The sequence below is a fragment of the Streptomyces flavofungini genome, assembly GCF_030388665.1.
GTDB lineage: Bacteria > Actinomycetota > Actinomycetes > Streptomycetales > Streptomycetaceae > Streptomyces > Streptomyces flavofungini_A.
The window spans coordinates 935,929-952,658 of the sequence record NZ_CP128846.1; the positions used below are offsets into that span (position 1 = coordinate 935,929).

The 16,730-nt window shown below is 70.2% G+C and carries 17 protein-coding genes and 1 pseudogene; 9 read left to right on the top strand and 9 right to left on the bottom strand.

Annotated features, from left to right (window positions below; genetic code table 11):
• Positions 1–14: 14 nt before the first annotated feature.
• Both QUY26_RS04065 and QUY26_RS04070 read right to left on the bottom strand, forming a co-directional pair.
• Complete coding sequence (locus tag QUY26_RS04065) at positions 15–1,319, bottom strand: phthiocerol/phthiodiolone dimycocerosyl transferase family protein (protein ID WP_289943719.1); 1,305 nt, start codon at positions 1,317–1,319, stop codon at positions 15–17.
• Positions 1,316–1,555: a hypothetical protein gene (locus QUY26_RS04070; protein ID WP_289943720.1), complete on the bottom strand. Its 240-nt coding sequence runs from the start codon at positions 1,553–1,555 to the stop codon at positions 1,316–1,318. The genes QUY26_RS04065 and QUY26_RS04070 overlap by 4 nt, the downstream gene beginning before the upstream one ends.
• 161 nt (positions 1,556–1,716) lie before the next feature.
• Here QUY26_RS04070 and QUY26_RS04075 point away from each other — a divergent pair, with 161 nt between their 5' ends.
• The 6 genes from QUY26_RS04075 to QUY26_RS04100 all read left to right on the top strand — a co-directional run bounded on the left by QUY26_RS04075 (position 1,717) and on the right by QUY26_RS04100 (position 8,809).
• Positions 1,717–2,574: a helix-turn-helix transcriptional regulator gene (locus QUY26_RS04075; RefSeq protein ID WP_289943721.1), complete on the top strand. Its 858-nt coding sequence runs from the start codon at positions 1,717–1,719 to the stop codon at positions 2,572–2,574.
• Between the two features lie 223 nt (positions 2,575–2,797).
• The gene (locus tag QUY26_RS04080) at positions 2,798–3,070 is read left to right on the top strand and encodes a peptide deformylase (RefSeq protein ID WP_436840479.1); all 273 of its coding nucleotides are present in this window, start codon (positions 2,798–2,800) and stop codon (positions 3,068–3,070) included.
• A 443-nt stretch (positions 3,071–3,513) separates the two neighbouring features.
• Positions 3,514–4,731: a sensor histidine kinase gene (locus QUY26_RS04085; RefSeq protein ID WP_289943723.1), complete on the top strand. Its 1,218-nt coding sequence runs from the start codon at positions 3,514–3,516 to the stop codon at positions 4,729–4,731.
• A gap of 11 nt (positions 4,732–4,742) precedes the next feature.
• Positions 4,743–5,420, top strand: a complete 678-nt coding sequence (locus QUY26_RS04090) for a response regulator transcription factor (RefSeq protein ID WP_436840262.1) — start codon at positions 4,743–4,745, stop codon at positions 5,418–5,420.
• Positions 5,421–5,893: 473 nt separating this feature from the next.
• Entirely contained in the window at positions 5,894–6,523 is a 630-nt protein-coding gene (locus QUY26_RS04095; protein ID WP_289943725.1) for a cysteine hydrolase family protein, read from the top strand.
• Between the two features lie 39 nt (positions 6,524–6,562).
• Positions 6,563–8,809 (top strand): FUSC family protein, encoded by a 2,247-nt coding sequence (locus QUY26_RS04100; RefSeq protein WP_289943726.1) that lies wholly within the window; start codon positions 6,563–6,565, stop codon positions 8,807–8,809.
• Positions 8,810–8,986: 177 nt separating this feature from the next.
• Here QUY26_RS04100 and QUY26_RS04105 read toward each other — a convergent pair whose 3' ends face one another.
• Positions 8,987–9,550 carry a hypothetical protein gene (locus tag QUY26_RS04105; protein WP_289943727.1) on the bottom strand — a complete coding sequence of 188 codons (564 nt, stop codon included), beginning with the start codon at positions 9,548–9,550 and terminating at the stop codon, positions 8,987–8,989.
• A 551-nt stretch (positions 9,551–10,101) separates the two neighbouring features.
• Between QUY26_RS04105 and QUY26_RS41095 the strand changes: the two genes are divergently transcribed.
• Positions 10,102–10,290: a NucA/NucB deoxyribonuclease domain-containing protein gene (locus QUY26_RS41095; RefSeq protein ID WP_436840480.1), complete on the top strand. Its 189-nt coding sequence runs from the start codon at positions 10,102–10,104 to the stop codon at positions 10,288–10,290.
• Here the strand turns inward: QUY26_RS41095 and QUY26_RS04110 are convergent.
• A pseudogene (locus QUY26_RS04110) lies at positions 10,291–11,294 on the bottom strand (IS5 family transposase). It abuts the gene before it with no gap.
• Positions 11,295–11,526: 232 nt separating this feature from the next.
• On the opposite strand from QUY26_RS04110, the gene QUY26_RS04115 reads away from it, so the two are divergent.
• Positions 11,527–12,126 (top strand): hypothetical protein, encoded by a 600-nt coding sequence (locus tag QUY26_RS04115; RefSeq protein ID WP_289943728.1) that lies wholly within the window; start codon positions 11,527–11,529, stop codon positions 12,124–12,126.
• Positions 12,127–12,463: 337 nt separating this feature from the next.
• Here QUY26_RS04115 and QUY26_RS04120 read toward each other — a convergent pair whose 3' ends face one another.
• The 3 genes from QUY26_RS04120 to QUY26_RS04130 form a co-directional block, all read right to left on the bottom strand.
• Positions 12,464–12,877, bottom strand: coding sequence for a hypothetical protein (locus QUY26_RS04120; protein ID WP_289943729.1), 414 nt, complete (start codon positions 12,875–12,877; stop codon positions 12,464–12,466).
• Positions 12,878–13,524: 647 nt separating this feature from the next.
• On the bottom strand, positions 13,525–14,490 hold the full coding sequence (locus tag QUY26_RS04125) for a pirin family protein (RefSeq protein WP_289943730.1): 966 nt from the start codon (positions 14,488–14,490) through the stop codon (positions 13,525–13,527).
• Positions 14,491–14,582: 92 nt separating this feature from the next.
• Positions 14,583–14,948 carry a PRC-barrel domain containing protein gene (locus QUY26_RS04130; RefSeq protein ID WP_289943731.1) on the bottom strand — a complete coding sequence of 122 codons (366 nt, stop codon included), beginning with the start codon at positions 14,946–14,948 and terminating at the stop codon, positions 14,583–14,585.
• 297 nt (positions 14,949–15,245) lie between these two features.
• On the opposite strand from QUY26_RS04130, the gene QUY26_RS04135 reads away from it, so the two are divergent.
• The gene (locus QUY26_RS04135; RefSeq protein WP_289943732.1) at positions 15,246–15,614 is read left to right on the top strand and encodes a tetratricopeptide repeat protein; all 369 of its coding nucleotides are present in this window, start codon (positions 15,246–15,248) and stop codon (positions 15,612–15,614) included.
• Positions 15,615–15,690: 76 nt separating this feature from the next.
• On the opposite strand, the gene QUY26_RS04140 is transcribed toward QUY26_RS04135, so the two are convergent.
• Positions 15,691–16,080, bottom strand: coding sequence for a hypothetical protein (locus QUY26_RS04140; RefSeq protein WP_289943733.1), 390 nt, complete (start codon positions 16,078–16,080; stop codon positions 15,691–15,693).
• Positions 16,065–16,670 carry a hypothetical protein gene (locus QUY26_RS04145; RefSeq protein WP_289943734.1) on the bottom strand — a complete coding sequence of 202 codons (606 nt, stop codon included), beginning with the start codon at positions 16,668–16,670 and terminating at the stop codon, positions 16,065–16,067. The genes QUY26_RS04140 and QUY26_RS04145 overlap by 16 nt, the downstream gene beginning before the upstream one ends.
• Positions 16,671–16,730: the final 60 nt, after the last annotated feature.

Here is a 16,730-nt window from a genome sequence, read left to right on the forward strand (position 1 = left end):
GGGCGCGGTGACCGTCATCGGGAAGGGCCTGCCTTGTCCAGGAGCGCCACGCTGCCGGGCGCCTCGGTGCTGGGAACGGGTGGGTGCGGGGCCGGGTGGGCCAGTTCGGCCAGGCCCGCGACGATGCGCTCGCGCAGGTGCGCTGTCTTCGCGGGACGGTGGTAGCGCGGGGAACAGGCCAGTTCGATGCTGCACCGCCCGCTGAAGGTGGAGACGAAATAGCCGACCCAGGTCACCGCCTCGGAGGTGGCGAAGCCCCGGAAGTCGACGATCTCGATCCCCGGCGGCACAGCGAGCTCGGGCACCGGGCCCCAGTTGGTGATGAAGTTCCCGACCCCGGTGCGCGCGCTGCCCTGCGCGGCCGCCGACGCCGCGGCCCGCATCACCGCGAGCGCGCTGCCGCTCTCGATCCCGGCGACGATCTGTGCCTTCGCCTCCTTGGCCAGGACATCCAGATCCGAGGCGGGGCCGCACGCGGTGACCGTGGGCGCGAATCCCAGGGCATTGGTGACCTCGTCGGGGCGCGCAACGGGGCGCAGGTGGGGGCGCAGGTCCACGAGATGGAACATGATCATCGGTAGTTCGGCTGCGGCACCGGCCGATTCAGGGAGCGTCGCGCGTTCGGCGCGGATGATCGCCGCGGCCAGCAGGGCGTGCAGGGTCGTCCCCGATGCCCGCGCGTGGGCGAGCAGGGCGGCGGTGTCGGCCCGCGACAGGGTGATGCGCTGCGCCGGCTCGGGAGCGAAAGCCGCGCCGCTCCCGATGTCGGCCGTGGGGGTGCTGTGCACCGCGCCCGCGGCCGCCACGGCGAGGTCGGGCAGAGGCATGGAGCGGGCACGGTAGGCATGTTCGAGGCTGCGCGGGTGGACCGGGTCCGGATCGGGGAATGCGGCGGTCCCGGCCAGAGCGGCGGCTGCGTGCCAGAAGTACTCCAGCAGCGCCGTCCCCAGCGTGGCGTCGTTGATCGCGTGAGACACCTGCAGGGCGACCGCGGTCTGCCCGCCCTCGGTCACGATGGTGAGTTTCGCCAGGCCGCGCGAGGGATCCAGGACCGCCAGGCCGCCCTCGAGCCAGTCGGTGACCGTGCCCTGGACGACCTCGGTGGCCGCGTTGCTGGCGCCGTCGTCGTCGATGTGCAGCCAGCACTGCTCGCCGGTCGTCTCTATCGTGCCGCGCAGCATCGGATACTTGTCGCACAGCAGACCGAACGCGGTACGCAGCCCCGCGATGTCGACCGCGCCGGCGCAGAGGGCCACATAGCTGACGGTGAGCTTGCGCGGCACGAAGCCGTGGTCGATCAGTCCCAGAGGGTGTTTCATGGCGTACTCCGCGGGTTGAGGGCCTGCGCGGCGGGCATCGGGGGCGTGATCACGCCGGCCCCAGCAGCGCGGGACGGGTGGTGCGCGCCCGCACCGCGCGCCGGGTCGGCCGGGCGCCAAGTCCCCATGCCCAGCGGCACGCTGACGTTGCGCACCTCGGCGGCGAGGGTGCCGTCCGGTGGGGGCAGCATGTGTTCCCGGGTGGCGGGCTCCTCACTGCGGACGGTGAAACGCATCGGAAACGACGCGGCACGCACAGCGCAGACCTCCAAGTTCTTGCCGGAGCGGGTGTCGCAGAGCCACCTTGTCGCCGCGGTGACACCCCTACCAAGACGCTGCTAACGCTGGTGCCAGCAGCACCTGGCAACCGGCGTGGGGCGTGGCTGATGATGGGTGGGTGAACTCCGCCCCCACCCCCCGCCGCACCGAACTCGCCGCGTTCCTGCGCAGCCGCCGCGACCGCCTCACCCCCGCAGCGGTCGGCATGGCACCAGGATTGCGCCGCCGGATACCAGGACTGCGCCGCGAAGAGGTCGCCCACCTGGCCGGAGTCTCCATCACCTGGTACACCTGGCTCGAACAGGGACGTCCCATCAACGTCGGCGCGCAGATCCTCGACGCCATCGCCACCACCCTGCGCCTGGACGCCGCCGAACGCGCCCACCTCTACCGCCTGGCCGAGGTACCCATCCCCGCGGTGGCCACCACCGCCGACACGATCACCCCCACCCTGCAGGCGATCCTCGACGCCATCACCGGCTTCCCCGCCGCGGCCATCAACACCCGCTGGGACTTGCTGGGCTGGAACACGGCGGCCGCCGCGCTGTGGCCACGGCTCACCGCGCCCGAGAGCTCCCGCAACGTCCTGTGGGAGATGTTCACCACCCCCGAGTGCTGCCGCCAGTTCGTCAACCGCGACGTCGGCCTGCCCCACATGGTCGCCTCGTTCCGCGCCGACTTCGCCCACCACCTCGACGACCCGGCCTGGACCGACCTGATCCGCGCACTGGCCACCGCCAGCCCGGAATTCACCCGGCTGTGGGCCACGCACGACGTCGGGGCACCGCCGACCCAGACCATGACCTACCACCACGCCGCGGTCGGCGAGCTGTCGCTGTCCCTGACACGCATGGAGCTGCCCGCCGTAGCCGAAACCATCGTCACCGTGTGGACCCCCGCCGACGAGGACAGCCGCGCGCGCATGGACCAGCTCCTGGCCCACCCTGAGGCCCCCTGGCTGGACCACACCCACTGAGACGCCGCCATCGGGCCCGGCAGGCCAGCGGCGCAACCGCAGCCCTCGGTGGGCAGCGGCATCAGCAGCATGAGCGGCACCGCCCCCTGGGGAACAGCGAACACCACCGCGGCCCACGCGCCTACGACTGCCCCGGCGAGGACGGACAGCGCCACATGGGCCACATCGGCAACCCCGTCATCGACATCCAGCAGCCCGCAGAGCCCGCCGCGGGCAAGGAGGGCTGCCTCTCGGTGTCCGGCGGCGGGCTCCACGAAGTCCCCGGGCCGCGCGTACGGTCGTGCACGGCCAGGACAAGGACGGCAACGCCCTCGTCCTCGAGGGCCAGGGCTTGCTCGCCAGGTGCTTCCAGCACGAGAGCGACCACCTCAGCGGCACCCTCTACATCGACCGTCTCGCCCCCGCCCAGCGCGCTCGCGCCCTTCAGGAGATGGCCGCCAACCGCCAAGAGGTGTCGGCACAGCGCGAGGCCCGGGCCCGCACCCTGCGCGGCTGACCGGCCCCCACCGCCTATGTGAGTGCGGCTGACCTGCCCCGTCGTCCCACCGCAGCGCCCGGAACATGCGGGCTGAGAGGGCCGGTGGACGGCGGCGAACCGGCCCTGGCCGCACTCCACATCGACCGTATCCAGTGCCACCGCCCGCGCCTCGCCGCTCCCCTACGTTCCGCTCAGGCCCTGGGCACGGGCGGCGGTCGGTTTCGGTGTGCTCGGTGCGATCAGGATGCTGCGATCCCAGCTCATACGAACCCCTGCTCATACGAGCCCCTGCTCATGCGAACCCCTGCGGATGGGCGACAGTTCAACGTCGACGATCCTTGCGGGGCGGGGCGGGCTGCGCGGATCGACCAGATGACCGAGAGCTGCCGGGCGAGCCGTGCGGGCGTCTCGGTCAAACGGCGGAGGCTGCCCCGCGGTGAGCGAGCGTAGCGTGAGCCGCCATGACCGCCTTCCCGGCCCGCGCCGTCCTCGCCTCCTGGGCTCCCGCCCGTCCTGGCCTGGTCCTCGGCATCACCGCACTCACCCTGGCAGCGATCACCGCCGAGGCGCTGGACACCGGCTTTGTGCCCACGACGGCCGCCACCATCGCCGTCGGCCTGCTGTGCCTGGCCGCGCTGCTCGCACCGCCCGAGCATCTGTCCCGTACCGGGTGGAGTGCGGTCACCGCCTCCGCGGCCCTGTCCCTGCTCACCGCCCAGCTGCCGCACCGCCCGGAGCACACCCCCGGCATGGCGGAGATGGTCATGCTGCTGCTGCTCGTTGCCCGCACGGTGCGCCATGAGCCCCCGGCCCGGATGATCCCGCTCGCCTCCGCCGCCTGGCTCGCCGCCCCGCTGGTGCTGCTGCGCCTGCCCGGTACCGAGCACGTCACGGCGGCCAAGTACGGCCTGCCTCTCCTGCTCCTCGCCCTCCCCGTGGTGGTCGTCCTCGGCCTGTACCTGCGCCTGCTCGACGCCACACGGGAGCGGGAGAAGAACGCCCGCCTCAACGCCCAACGCCTGGAGTACGCCCGCGAACTGCACGACTTCGTCGGCCACCACGTCACCGCCATCACCGCGCAGGTCAAAGCCGTGCGCTTCACCACGGCCGCCGGGCACCCGCCCACCCCACAGGCCCTGGACCAGGCGCTGGCGAACATCGAGGACGCCGCCGTGCAGGCCACCGACTCCATGCGGGCCATGGTCGGCCTACTGCGCCAGCCGGACCGCTCAGCCCCTCTGCACGTCCCCCAGGGCCTGCACAGCCTGCACGACCTGGCCGACTCCCTGCGCGCCTCGGGCCCCGACGTCTGCCTCACTCTCGATCCCCGGCTGCTCGCCGCCCCGCCGGCCGATCACATCTCCTCCACCGCGTACCACGTCGTCCGGGAAGCGTTGACCAACATCCGCAAGCACGCCGCTCAGGCCGACATCGTGACCATCGACGTGCGCCTTTCCGCGGACGCGGGGGCACTCACGGTCTGCGTGAGCGACCATGCCGCCCAGCCCTCTGACGCCCCGCCACCGCGCCCCGGCTCCGGCGGATTCGGCATCACCGGGCTGCGCGAGCGCGTCCACGCCCTGGGCGGAAACCTGACCGCGGGCCCCTCACCGGCCGGCGGCTGGCAGGTCGCCGCCGAGATCCCCGTCGGCCACCACACGGCCCCCGGCCCGTCCTGACCCCTGGCACGATGGCCCCCATGACCATCCGCGTCCTGCTCGCCGACGACCAAGTCACCGTGCGCGCCGCGTACCGGATGATCCTCGACTCCCAGCCGGACATCGAGGTCGTCGCCGAGGTCGCGGACGGCACTGCGGCCGTGGCCGATGCCCGTCGGCTGCGCCCCGATGTCTGCCTGCTGGACATCCGCATGCCGGGCATGGACGGCCTCGAAGCCACCCGCCTCCTGGCCGGCCCGGAGGCTGAACAGCCGCTCAAGGTGGTCATCGCCACCACCTTCGATCTCGACGAGTACGTCTACACCGCGCTGCACCACGGAGCCTGCGGGTTCGTCCTCAAGGACTGCTCACCGGCCCTCCTGATCGAAGCCGTCCGTGCCGCCGCCGTCGGCGACTCACTCATCTCCCCCTCCGTCACCGTCAGGCTCCTGCAGCACATGTCCTCCCCGTCGGCAGCGCGCCGTGGCCGATCCGGGCAGGGCGCACCCCCGCTCCACGAACCCCTCACCCCCCGCGAGCAGGAGGTCCTCGCCATGGTCGCCACGGGCCTGACCAACGACGAGGTCGCCGCCGCTCTCTATGTCACCCTCTCCACGGTGAAGACCCATCTCGGCAGCATCCAGCGCAAACTCGGCGCCCGTAACCGCGTCGAAGTGGCCGCCCGTGCCTGGCAGCACGGCCTGGTGTGAGGTCCCTGTGAAGCCCGTACGGCCCGCGAGGCCGGGGCGGCCCGACTCGTCCGCTCGCGAGGGTCTGAGACGGCCGAGCTCCTGAGAAGCGACCCCCGCTGCGACCGGTACGGCGGCCGCAGCGGGAGAGCGGTGAGGCGCGGCACTTCAGGGGGTGAACGTGGGGTTGGTCACCACTTCGACGGGACCTCCACGGCCACTGCCTGATGCCCGTTCGTTCACCTGCTGGCCGCCCAGCGGCGCGTTCGCCTCTCCCGATCCCTCCAGGCTGTTGTCGGGGCGACGTGGGCTGGCCCCTGCGGCAAGCCGCCCTCAAGCGATAAGCCCGCCGTGCCCCGGGGCTCGACGCACCTCCAAGCCGAACAACAACGTGGCTCGCACCAGAAGGGCATTTACGTTACAGTCATTGCTTGTAACTGCGAATCCCTGACACCGGGATCCGCCGCTGACGATTTCCACGCTGGAGGACAGCCATGGCAAGTGACTACGAACGCGGCCGGGTGGGACTGCTGCTCGTCGACCTCGTGAACGAGAACTTCTCGAAGGACGGCAAGGCATACCCCATCTACGCGCCGGAGTACGACCGACTGGGCACGATCAACAGCCTGAAGAAGCTCATCGCCGGGGTGCGGCGGCACGAAGACATTCCCGTCTTCTACTCGACGACCGCCTTCACCGATGAGGACTACTCGACGTGGCGGCACGTCTCCGGGATTCACCGGCAGATGTTCGACAAGCGGATGTTCGAGGCCGGTACCTGGCACACCGAGTTCCACGAGGAACTGGCGCCCCAGCCGGGCGACGTGATCCTCGCGCCGCACAAGGGCCTCGACGTGCTCCAGCACACCGACCTCGAATTCCAGCTGCGCCAGCGCGACATCGACTACCTGGCGATCGCCGGGGTCTCCGGGATCATGGCCGTGGAGTCCACCGCCCGCACCGCGATGGAGCGCGGCTATCACGTCACCGCGTTCACCGACGCGATAGCCGCTCCCGGCGGCCTGGTCACGTACCAGGCGATGATGCGCGGCCTGACCATGGTCTCCCACAACGTGACCAGCGTTGACGACTTTCTGACCGCACTCGACAAGCCGTCGGCGTAACACACTCACCACCGGTACGGCGAGGAAAGCAGCTGGGGTATGCAGCGGGTACGGACGCGATTGGCGGACGCTCACGATCGGTTCTTGGCATCCGATCCCGGACTGATCCGGATGCTGTCCGCGCTCGGCACGGTCTGCACGGTCCTGCTGACGCTCGGCAGCCTCGCGGCGCTGGATGCCCCGGTGCCGATCCTGGTGACGGGTGCCCTCACGGCGATGGTCAGCGCAGCCGCGGTCACCGAACCCCGGCCGCGCGACCAGGCGCTGACCCTCGCGACGGGGGTGCTGGTCGCCCTGGCGGTCCTGGCGGCCGGCAGCGCGCTGGCACCGTACCGGGTGGCGGCGGACGTGGTGTTCGTACTGCTGATCTTCGCCGCCATCTACATCCGGCGCCTTGGTCCACGCGCGACCACGCTGGGCATCTTCGCCTTCCAGCTCTTCTTCGTGACCCAGTTCGTCGAAACCTGCGTGGAGCAGTTGCCCCAGCTGTCCCTCGCCGTACTGGTGGCCTTCACCAGCTCGGCACTGGTCCGGTTCGCCATCCTGCGCTCGCCGCCGGGGAGGACGCTGAAACGGCTGCAGCGGGCCTTCCGGCTGCGCCTGGCGCTGATGCTCGACGCGCTGATCGATGTGGCCGAGGGCGGATCGCAGGCGCCGCGCGCCGAGCGGGCGGTCGACGACCTGTACCGGTCCACGGCCCGCCTGCACACGGCCGCGATGATGATCCAGAACCGGCTGGGCACCGGCACGCCCGACGAGCGCACCACCACCGCGACCCAGCGCCGCGTGGCGGAAACGGAGACGGCCGCGGAGCGACTGGCCGTCCTCGTCCTGCGGGTCCTGTGGCCCGGCGCCGACATCGACACCCCGACCCCGCACCGGACGCAGCTCCGCCCCGCCGGATCCGCCATCGACACCCGCGACGCGGCGACACTGCCCGTGCTGATCTCGGAGCTGCGCGCGCTGCGCGCGGCGATCGGTCCGGAACCACTGCAGCCGACGGGAGCCGGTCACGCCGCGGTGCGCAACCGACTCCTCGGCTACCGCCGTGACGAGCAACTGCCCGACGCGTCCCCGGCGATGCAAGACATCTTCCGCACGGTCGGTGACTTCGCCCACGCCCTGCCCGGCCTGCGCTCAGCCGCCGATGAGGAAGCCCCGCCAGTACACGCCACTCCCGAGGCGGCACGGTCACGCGCGCAGTTCACAGCGGAGGACTCGGGCGTGGCGAAGGACGCCACACCGAAGCAGCAGGACACCCGCGTCCGCCCCACAACCAGGACCGCGCTCCAGGTCTCGACCGGATCGGCGCTGGCCATCGTCGGTGGCGAACTCCTCGCACCCGAGCGCTGGTACTGGGCGGTGTTCACGTGCTGGGTGGTGTTCATCAGCACCACATCCACCGGCGAGATCCTGGTCAGAGGATACCGGCGCCTGCTCGGCACGGTAGTGGGTGTCGTCGCCGGACTCGCCCTCGCCTCCCTGATAGGCAACACCTCCTGGCTGGCCTTCGCCCTGGCGGTCCTCAGCGTGTTCGGGATGTACTACACGATCGCGGTGTCCTACACATTGATGTCCTTCTTCGTCACCACGATGATTGGCATGCTGTACGCGCTGCTCCACACCCTCACCCCGGGCGTGCTGGTAGTGCGGATCGAGGAGACCGTGCTGGGGATCGCGTGCGGGCTGATTGCCGCTCTGCTCGTGCTGCCGGTGCGCACCCGGGAACGCACGGACCAGTTGCTGCGCGACGCGCTGGAGCGGCTGCGCGCGGTACTCTCCCGCTCGCTGGCCCAGTTGGGCGGCGAGTCCGGCGCGGACCTGCCGGCTTCGGCCCGCGCGCTGGATTCGGCCCTGGACAACCTGCGCCTGTCGGTGCAGCCGCTGATCACCCCGTTCAGCCCGTTGCGGTCCCGGCGGCGCACCGCGCTCTCCGTGCTGGGGCTGCTGGAGACGGCGGCCTTCCACACCCGCAGCCTGGCTGCCACCGCCGAACTCGTGCCGGCAGCGCTCCGCATCGGCGCCGATCCGCGCCTCGTGAACGAGGCATGCCGCATCGACCGCAACCTCGCGACCCTGATCAGCCAGGTAGCCGTCCAGGGCGAAGGCGACACCACGCTCGTACGCGGTCTCGGGATTCCCGCCCAGCTCGCAGTGAGCGAGGGCGGGGCACGTCCCGAAGACGTCAACGCCACGCGACGGGTCCTGCGACACCTGCAACGTGTGGACGAGAGCATTCAGTGCCTGGCTCGGACCCTTCACCTGCCTGTCCACGCTGACTCGTGACGCAAGCACCGGCAGGTCACCCGTCCCGTCTGATCAGCTTCTTCGCCAGCGTCGACGGGAAGCTGGCCCGCGCTGCCACGTAGGACCCCACGGTCGTCGGCAGCGACCAGGAGGTGAGAGCCCTCCGCGCCGAGGTCGCCGGCGTCCTACACCTGGGGGTGGCGAACTACTGCTGGTTCATCGCCCCCTCCAGGCGTTGTGCCTGAGCCTGGCCGGCACCCCGAACGCGACGAAGCCGCTGGCGGGCATGTGCGATCCGCCCGCTCCCCGCAGGCCACCTGCCATCCCCGCCACCGCCCCGTGTGGGCCGAGAGCGTGCGGACCAAACAGGTCTTCATCGGGTCGATCGGCCGCAACCACAAGACCGAAAAAGCCCGAATGCAGGCCGACTTGGATCGGAACGTGAAGGTCCTGGCCTCGATCGACGCCGCCGCCGGCGAGCCTGTTCAGCTTCGCCCGCAGCGGCTCCAGCATGCCGCGTACCGAGGCGTCCGGGCCCAGCCGTTCACCGACCGCCCGCACCTGCACCGGCCCGTCCGCGTCCCGCACAAGCTGCAGGATGGTGCGGTAGTCCTTGGGCAGAGCGCTCTCGTCCGGATTCTCACTGCGGTGCCCGATCAGCAGCACTGTCCGGCCCTCCACCCGGGCGGGAGCCGGCGTCACAGCAGGGGCGGCCTCCCCCTTGGCTCGGTTCTGCTCGGCCAGCCGGGCCAACGTCCGTTCGGCGACCACCAGTTCCATAGAACCGGCCCAGGGTCAGCGTGAGTATCCCGATCGTCCCGCACACCGGACCCGTGACCTGCGCACCTCACGATGCACGGGTCTCACTGGAGCAGCAAGGGCGACACCCGGCTATTCGGACCAGTTGCTGAAGCACATGAGTCAGGCCCAGGTGCTTGGCACAGAGAGAGGCAAGGCGGCGCACCGCATTTGCTTTCAGTTAATCGAGTTGGCTGGAGCTGCCCATGATCTGGCGTCCCGCTCCCTAGGCGCTCGTGGTCACGACTGATTAACTCACCGCGGGTGGCGGCGACATCGCATGTCACTCCGGCGCCATCCATCACTGCCTGCGGGGAGAGATATGCGACTGAGACGTTTGCTCTTAGCCGGTGTTTCCCCTCGCAGACCATCAGCCGTACGAAATCGCCTTACGGGCAGTTTTTCGTGGACACCACGATCAACACGGCAAGGCCGGGTCAGCAGGGCAGCGGACGCGCTGTCATCAAGACCAAGTTCACCAACCCCGGCTGGGGCTCGTCGAATTCACTGGAACTGAGCACGTCTGACGTGCGCTGCGACACTGCGTTGCCGGGCAAACACGGCACCAACCGGTTCCTGACTCGGCTGACGAACAAGGAAAACGCAAGGCAAACCAGAAGAAGGCGTGTCCGCCGAGCCTGCCGCGTCCGCCCGGCAAGAGTTGTGGTGAGTACCCGTTCGCCTCGACTTGGCAGGGTGCTAGGGCGCGTATCGAGTTGTGATCAATTAGTGGTCCGGGTGAGGTCTTTGATCCAGATCATGGAGGCTCGTAGGTGGAGGCCGGCGAGGTAGCTGTCCGGGGTCTTGTCGTATCGGGTGGCGATGCCTCGCCAGGCCTTGAGCTTGTTGATCAGGCGCTCGACGGTGTTCCTCTCCTTGTAGAGGGCGGCGTCGTGGCTGACGGGTCGACCGCCCCCGGAGCCTTTCTTCTTTCGGTTGGAGGCCTGGTCCTTCTTCACCGGGATCACTGCCTTGATGCCGCGTCGGCGCAGGTGGGCCCGGTTGCCGCGAGACGAGTAGGCCTTGTCTCCGGTGACCGCGTCCGGCCGGGTGCGGGGGCGGCCGACGGGGCCGCGAACCCGTAACTTCTTGAGCACGGGGATGAACTGCGGACTGTCCGCGGCCTGGCCCACGGTCAGCACAAACGCCAGCGGGCGGCACTTGCGGTCGGCGGCCAGATGGACCTTGCTGGTCTGCCCGCCCCTGGAGCGCCCGAGGAGAGCGGCCTTCAGGCGGACTCTTCGCCGACGTCGGATGCGTCGCCGCTCCTCCCGCTCGGGATCTGCTTTGACGTCCTGCCCGCTTTGTTCTTCGAGGCTGCCCCCTTTGACCTGGCCTTCTCCTCCTCGGCGGCAGCCTTCTCCAGCGCAGTGATGACGTCCTTGCCCAGGTGCATCCCGGCGGCATCGTGGTGTGCCCGCGCGGTGGTGGAGTCGATACTGACCAGGGACAGGTCCACCTCACCCCGCTTCGCCGCTTCCGCAATCAGGCCCTCCAGCAGCGCCTCGAAGACGCCGGCGTCCCGCCACTGCCGGAAGCGGTTGTGCACGGTCGACCAGGCGCCGAACTCCTGCGGCATCTCCCGCCACTGCCCGCCGGTCTTGAACCGCCAGATCACACCCTCGAACTGCTGCCGGAGCCGCTCGGGGTACGGGCCGTACTCGCCGATCGGCAGGTACGGCCCGATGAACTCCCACTCTGCATCCGTCAGTTGCACTCGCGTCACGCAAGAAGATCTACCGGACCAGACCCCGCCGCGAGAGCGGATCCCACAGATTGATCACCACTCGATACGCGCCCTAGCACTGGCGGCGGAGACTTTAGCCGCCGAATGATCAACGCGCGGCAGAACAGCAAGGGCGGATCTGCCCTCAACAACTTCTACACCTACAACCGGATCATTGAGAAGGACCGCTTCCTGGTCTGGATCAAGCCCTGACGAGCGTGAGGGATCGGCAGTGAGCGACCTCGTACACACCGCCAGCGGGCCCGTTCCCGTGGAGTACCACCAGTTCCTGATCTTCGACCCTGAAGGGCCGGTAGCGGACGAAGACCTGGACGTGTCCGCTAACGGTGTGACCGCCCTCAGCGACGGTCGGGTAGAGATCCACACCGGTATTCGCAGCGGAGATGTACAAGTCACCGTTGCCGCCTACGGCAGTGCCCCGCAGGCCGACTCCGGCCTCTGGCAGGAGGTTGCGGAACTGTCGATCCATAGCCCCTCGGGCGAGGTGGTGGTCGGCGCGCTCATGGACGACCTGGAGGTTGAACTGCCCTCCCTCGCCACCGGTGGATCCGGTCATCACCGGCTGCGTATCCATGCCCGGGGTCGCGACACAGCCATCGACCTGACCCCAGACGAGATCACCGAGCACTACATGATCCAGTGCTGGCCCGCACCGCCCATGCCACCGCGCACCCTGAGCTCCTGCGACCTATACGGAGCGCAGTTGCGCTCGGCTCCTCCAACAGAGGCGCCCGTTGTAACCAAGGACCCACGCGGCCAGTCCGCACGGGAGCGAGACATCTTGCACCGCTCGCTGGAGAGCGACGGCTGAGATGTCCGGACGGCAAGGCCCAACGCCCTTGGGCCTTGCCGTTGCGTGCGAAGAGCGAGAAGCCACCGGAGTATCCCAACGGGCGCTCACCCCGGGCCCCAACTGCACGATGGTGCCTTGGCTTCCACAAACCCGTAGTGATCTACCCGCCCGACGAAGAGGGCGGCCGACGGATCCGGATCGACGGCACGACCCTCGGCCGGGCGTACGACATCCGCGGCGTCGCCCGATTCATGCAGGAGGCCGGGCTCCGGGATGGGGACGAGATGCCCCCCGCCAGCGGGCCAAATCGCGCGTCCAGGGGTGGTGAGGGTCGAGCAGGTGTGGGTGGAGACGTTCACCGGGCTGCGGTCCACTCTCCGCTGATCGAGCGGCGCGGCGGCGGCCCGGACACGAAGGACGCCTCGCTGCCCAGCCGTTGCGGGCCCACCACCTCGAGCAGCTGCGGGGCATGACATTCCACGAGGCGGGCCAGACGAGCGTCCACATCCCGGATCTGCTCGGAGAGCTGGCCGATCCGGTGAGCCAGCAGCCCCAGCGTGATCCGCGTGGCCTGCAGCACCGCCCCCTCGTCGCCCTCCTCGTGACTGCTCAGGTCGGGCAACCCCGCACAGGTATGGAAGAGTTCGGCACTGCCCAGTCCGGCCGGTTCTTCCCGTAGGGCTGGGTCGGCAGTGATGAGGACGGCCTTGAGCCGATTGATGGCCTGGGTACGGGCTTTGACGGCCGACAGCTTCGTGCGTCTGTACATCCTGGCGGTTGCACCGGCCCATCGCCCGTCTTGGCCCTGGCTCGCGCCCGCCCACTCAGCGCGGCCCGCGCCGCGTTCTGCGCATCGAGCGGATCCGAATTGCCGCGCCGACGGCGATCCGCCCGGTCCATCCGGTTCACATCCAACACGTCAACACCCCAACCGTCACAGCATCCTCACCCGGAAACAGGGAGCATGCTCAGTCCCAGCTCTTGAGGCATCGTGGATCTGACACCGGCCGATCAAGACGCAGCACACAGGCTGACATCATGGTTCAGGTCGCTTCACGAGCAGTGCGGCCTCGCACCACCGTGGGCACCACGGAGCAGGGACCAACACACAGGCATTCGAGACCGATCCGTAGCGGGCAGCCGAGCAGCAGCCCTGCTCGCGGCGGGCATTCGAGTCGCTCACAGACACCGCAGTCAGCATGGCGGACCTCGCCGCTGGCGAACCTTGAGGCCCCCTGCCACGCCTGCTCTGCGGGGCCTCAGCAACCAACACGTGTCACATTGCTGGCACCAACAGCGGCGACGCACCAGGAACACCAAGCGAAAGAGAAGCAGCCTCCGCCAAGGAGCGACGGCGACCGCAAGGGGCGCCCTCACGCATCGCCCCGAGCAGCCGTCCCACCACGTCCGCCCAGGTCAGCGCACGCGCCCCCGCGGCTTCAGCGGCACCGGCGGCAGCGCGGGAGCCGGGAGGGGTGCCCCGTCGTACCCCTTCACCTCACCAAACCGCGACCCCGTCATCCAGTCGGCCCGCGCCCGCTCGATGTCTTCCTGGGTGCGCCCGATGAAGTTCCACCACATGATCAGCTCCTCCTCGAACGGCTCGCCGCCGAGGAGCATGAGGCTGGCGTCGGAGTCGGCGCGCAGGGGGAGTTCGGTGCGTCCGCAGCCGAGGTACAGCATGGAGCCGGGGAGGACGGGGACTCCGTCCACGTGGGCCTCGCCGGCCATGGACAGGACGGCGTACTCGAAGTCGCGCTCCAGCGGAAGGCGTACGTCCGTTCCCTGCGCGAGGGACAGGTCCGCGCCGACGATCGGCGTGTACGTCGTACCGGGTGACTCCGCCCCGTCGATCGCGCCCAGGAGCAGCTTCGCGCTGACGCCGGGCGCGGTCACGACCGGCAGGTCGGCGTGGTGCTCGAAGTGCGCCTCGGTGTGGCGGTGGGCGTCCGGCAGGGCGACCCACAGCTGCGCTCCGTGCAGCAGCCGGGCGTGCGACTTGGGGCTCTCCTCGGAGTGGGAGATCGCCTTGCCCGACGTCATGAGGCCCAGTTCGCGGGGGCGGATGGTCTGCAGGCTGCCGGTGCTGTCCCGGTGCAGGACCTCGCCCTCGTGCAGCCAGCTCACCGTCTGCAGGCCCATGTGCGGGTGCGGCGGCACTTGCATGCCGGGCTCGTCGGCGATGTCGTCGGGGCCGTAGTGATCGACGAAGCACCAGGCGCCGACCATGCGGCGGCCGAGGTTCGGTAGCAGTCGCCGTACCTCGGTCGCCTCGCCGAGCTTCACGTGCCGTGGGCTGAGGAGTTCCCGCACCGGTTCCGCGACGACGAACCCGCGGCCGCCGCACAGCGCGGGCACCGCCTCGCGATCAAGATTGCTCATAGGGCACAACTTAGTCCTGAGCAGCCGGGGCGGACAGGCCAACTCCCCGACCCGGGCCCGGCCGGCGCCGCCGCCGTGCGGCGGCGCCGGTGTCAGAGCTCGGAGCCGCTGTCGAGCGCGGCGTAGTACGCGCCCACCTCGTTCAGATACGCGGGGTCCGTGGTCTCGCTGTCGGTGGTGAACTGCGGCGCCTCCTTGACCTGGTCCTTGGAGTGCCCGACCGTCACCGTCCCGGCCTCGCGGTCGATCCGGGTGACGGCCCCGGCCGGGATCAGCACGCTCTTGCCGAACACCCACACTCCGGTGTCGACGACCAGGTGCTGCCGACCCGGCTGGTCCACGTGCCGGTCCACCTGGCCGATGACACCGTCGGTCGCCTCGACCGTGAATCCCGTCATGGGCTCCTGCCCCACCCCCTGGTGGCCGCTGCCGGGCGGATAGGCCCAGATGTCCTTCACCGCATGTGCTCCCTACTACTCGGGCGGCCGACCGCCGCCTGCTCACGTCAGGTCCGCTGCTGCCACTGGTTCCGTCACGTGCCGCCGGTCGCGGCACGTCCACGGATGTCGCTCAGCGACGGGGTGCTGAGAGTCGGCTCATTGTCCACCCCGTCGCCCCCTCCGAAGCCGCTCTTCGACGAGTCACCCGATACATCCGATATCCCGTCCCGGGCCGGGCATGCCACCGGACCCCCCACAGCAGTCATGGAATATTCAACTTTCTGCTGCCGTTGGAGGTGTCCAAGGAGGCACACAGTGGAGTTCACCTACTTCGACCACGGCACCGCGGCCGAGCGCTGGGAGCGCGCGGGCCAGTTCTTCGACGCCAAGGAGTACACGACGGCGGCCCGCATCCTCGCCCCGCTCGCCGACGAGGTCCCCGAGCAGGTCGCCCCGCGCCTGCTCCTGGCCCGCGCCTACTACCACTCGGCGCAGCTCCGCCGCGCCGAGGCCGAACTGCGCACGGTCCTGGACCTCGACCCCGTCGAGAACTACGCCCACCTGATGCTGGGCCGCACCCTGGAACGCCAGGGCCGGGACGCCGAGGCGGCGCCGCATCTGCGGATGGCGGCGGCATTGGCGGGGGAGTTCGCGGGCCAGGGCTCGGGAGAGTTCGCGGGCTAGGGCTCGGCGCGGGATGCCCGATCAGGGAGCGATGGGCCCGAGGAAGCCGTACCGCGTTGGCGCGGGACGGCTTCCCTCATCGTCGCCCTCCTCCGCGCGCGGGCGACAGAGCGATCACCGCCGCCGCCCCGCACACCCCGCCGCACGCCGCGAAGAGCGTGCCGGTCCCCCATGCGGCGGCGATCAGTCCGACCAAGGGGAAGAGCAGCGGGCCGAGCCCCAGGGTGCACAGGGACGTCACGGAGGTGACGCGTCCCAAGTACCGGGGCTCGGTCTCGTTGTGGAGCAGCGCGTTGCCCAGCACCATCCCCACACCCGAGACCGCGCCGAGGGTCGCCGCGCACGCCACGGCGGCGCCCGCGTCCGGGAGGCGGCCGAGCACTGTGGCCAGGGCGGCGGTGAGGGCAAGCGAGACGACCAGGGTGCCGTGGGCACCCGGTACGCGGGGGATCAGGGTGAGCGCCATGCCGGTCGCGGCGCCGCCGAGACTGAAGGCCGACAGGATCCAGCCGAGTGCCGCGGCGCCCCACTCGCGCTCGTCGGCGAGCAGGACGAGTCCGGCGGCCGTCGGACCGCTGAAGCACCACCAGGCTCGGCCCCCGCCGAAACGCCACCCTGCTCCGCTCCCGCCGAAGCACCACCAGGCTCCGCCCGCGCGGAAGCGCCACCCTGCTCCGCTCCCGCCGAAGCGCCGCCCTCCGCACCCTGGGTGAGCGGAAACGCCTGGAGGCGCACCGACACGTCGGCGGCGTCGGCCGCCTCGCTCGGGCGGGTGCGGTAGCGCTCGATGACAGCCGCCACCTCGCCCTTCATCGCGTCGAGTTCATGGGGCGCGAGCCGCAGCGTGAAGTCGCTGAACACGGCCGCGGCGAACCACTCGTCGGGCAGCGCCGGGACGGTCTCTTCGGCGGCGCGGCGCAGGGACTCGGCGTGGGCGAGGGCCACCGAGCGTACATAGGCGCGGCTGTCCGCCGCGCCCTGCGGACCGGCGGCAGCGGGGTCGTGACGCGCCGCCGCGGCGCGCAGCCGCAGCGCACGCGGGGAACTAAAGCGCATTAGTTCTTGCCGAGCTCTAGCCTGAACCCGTCTCCCTCGTCAGAATTGCCGGGACCTGGA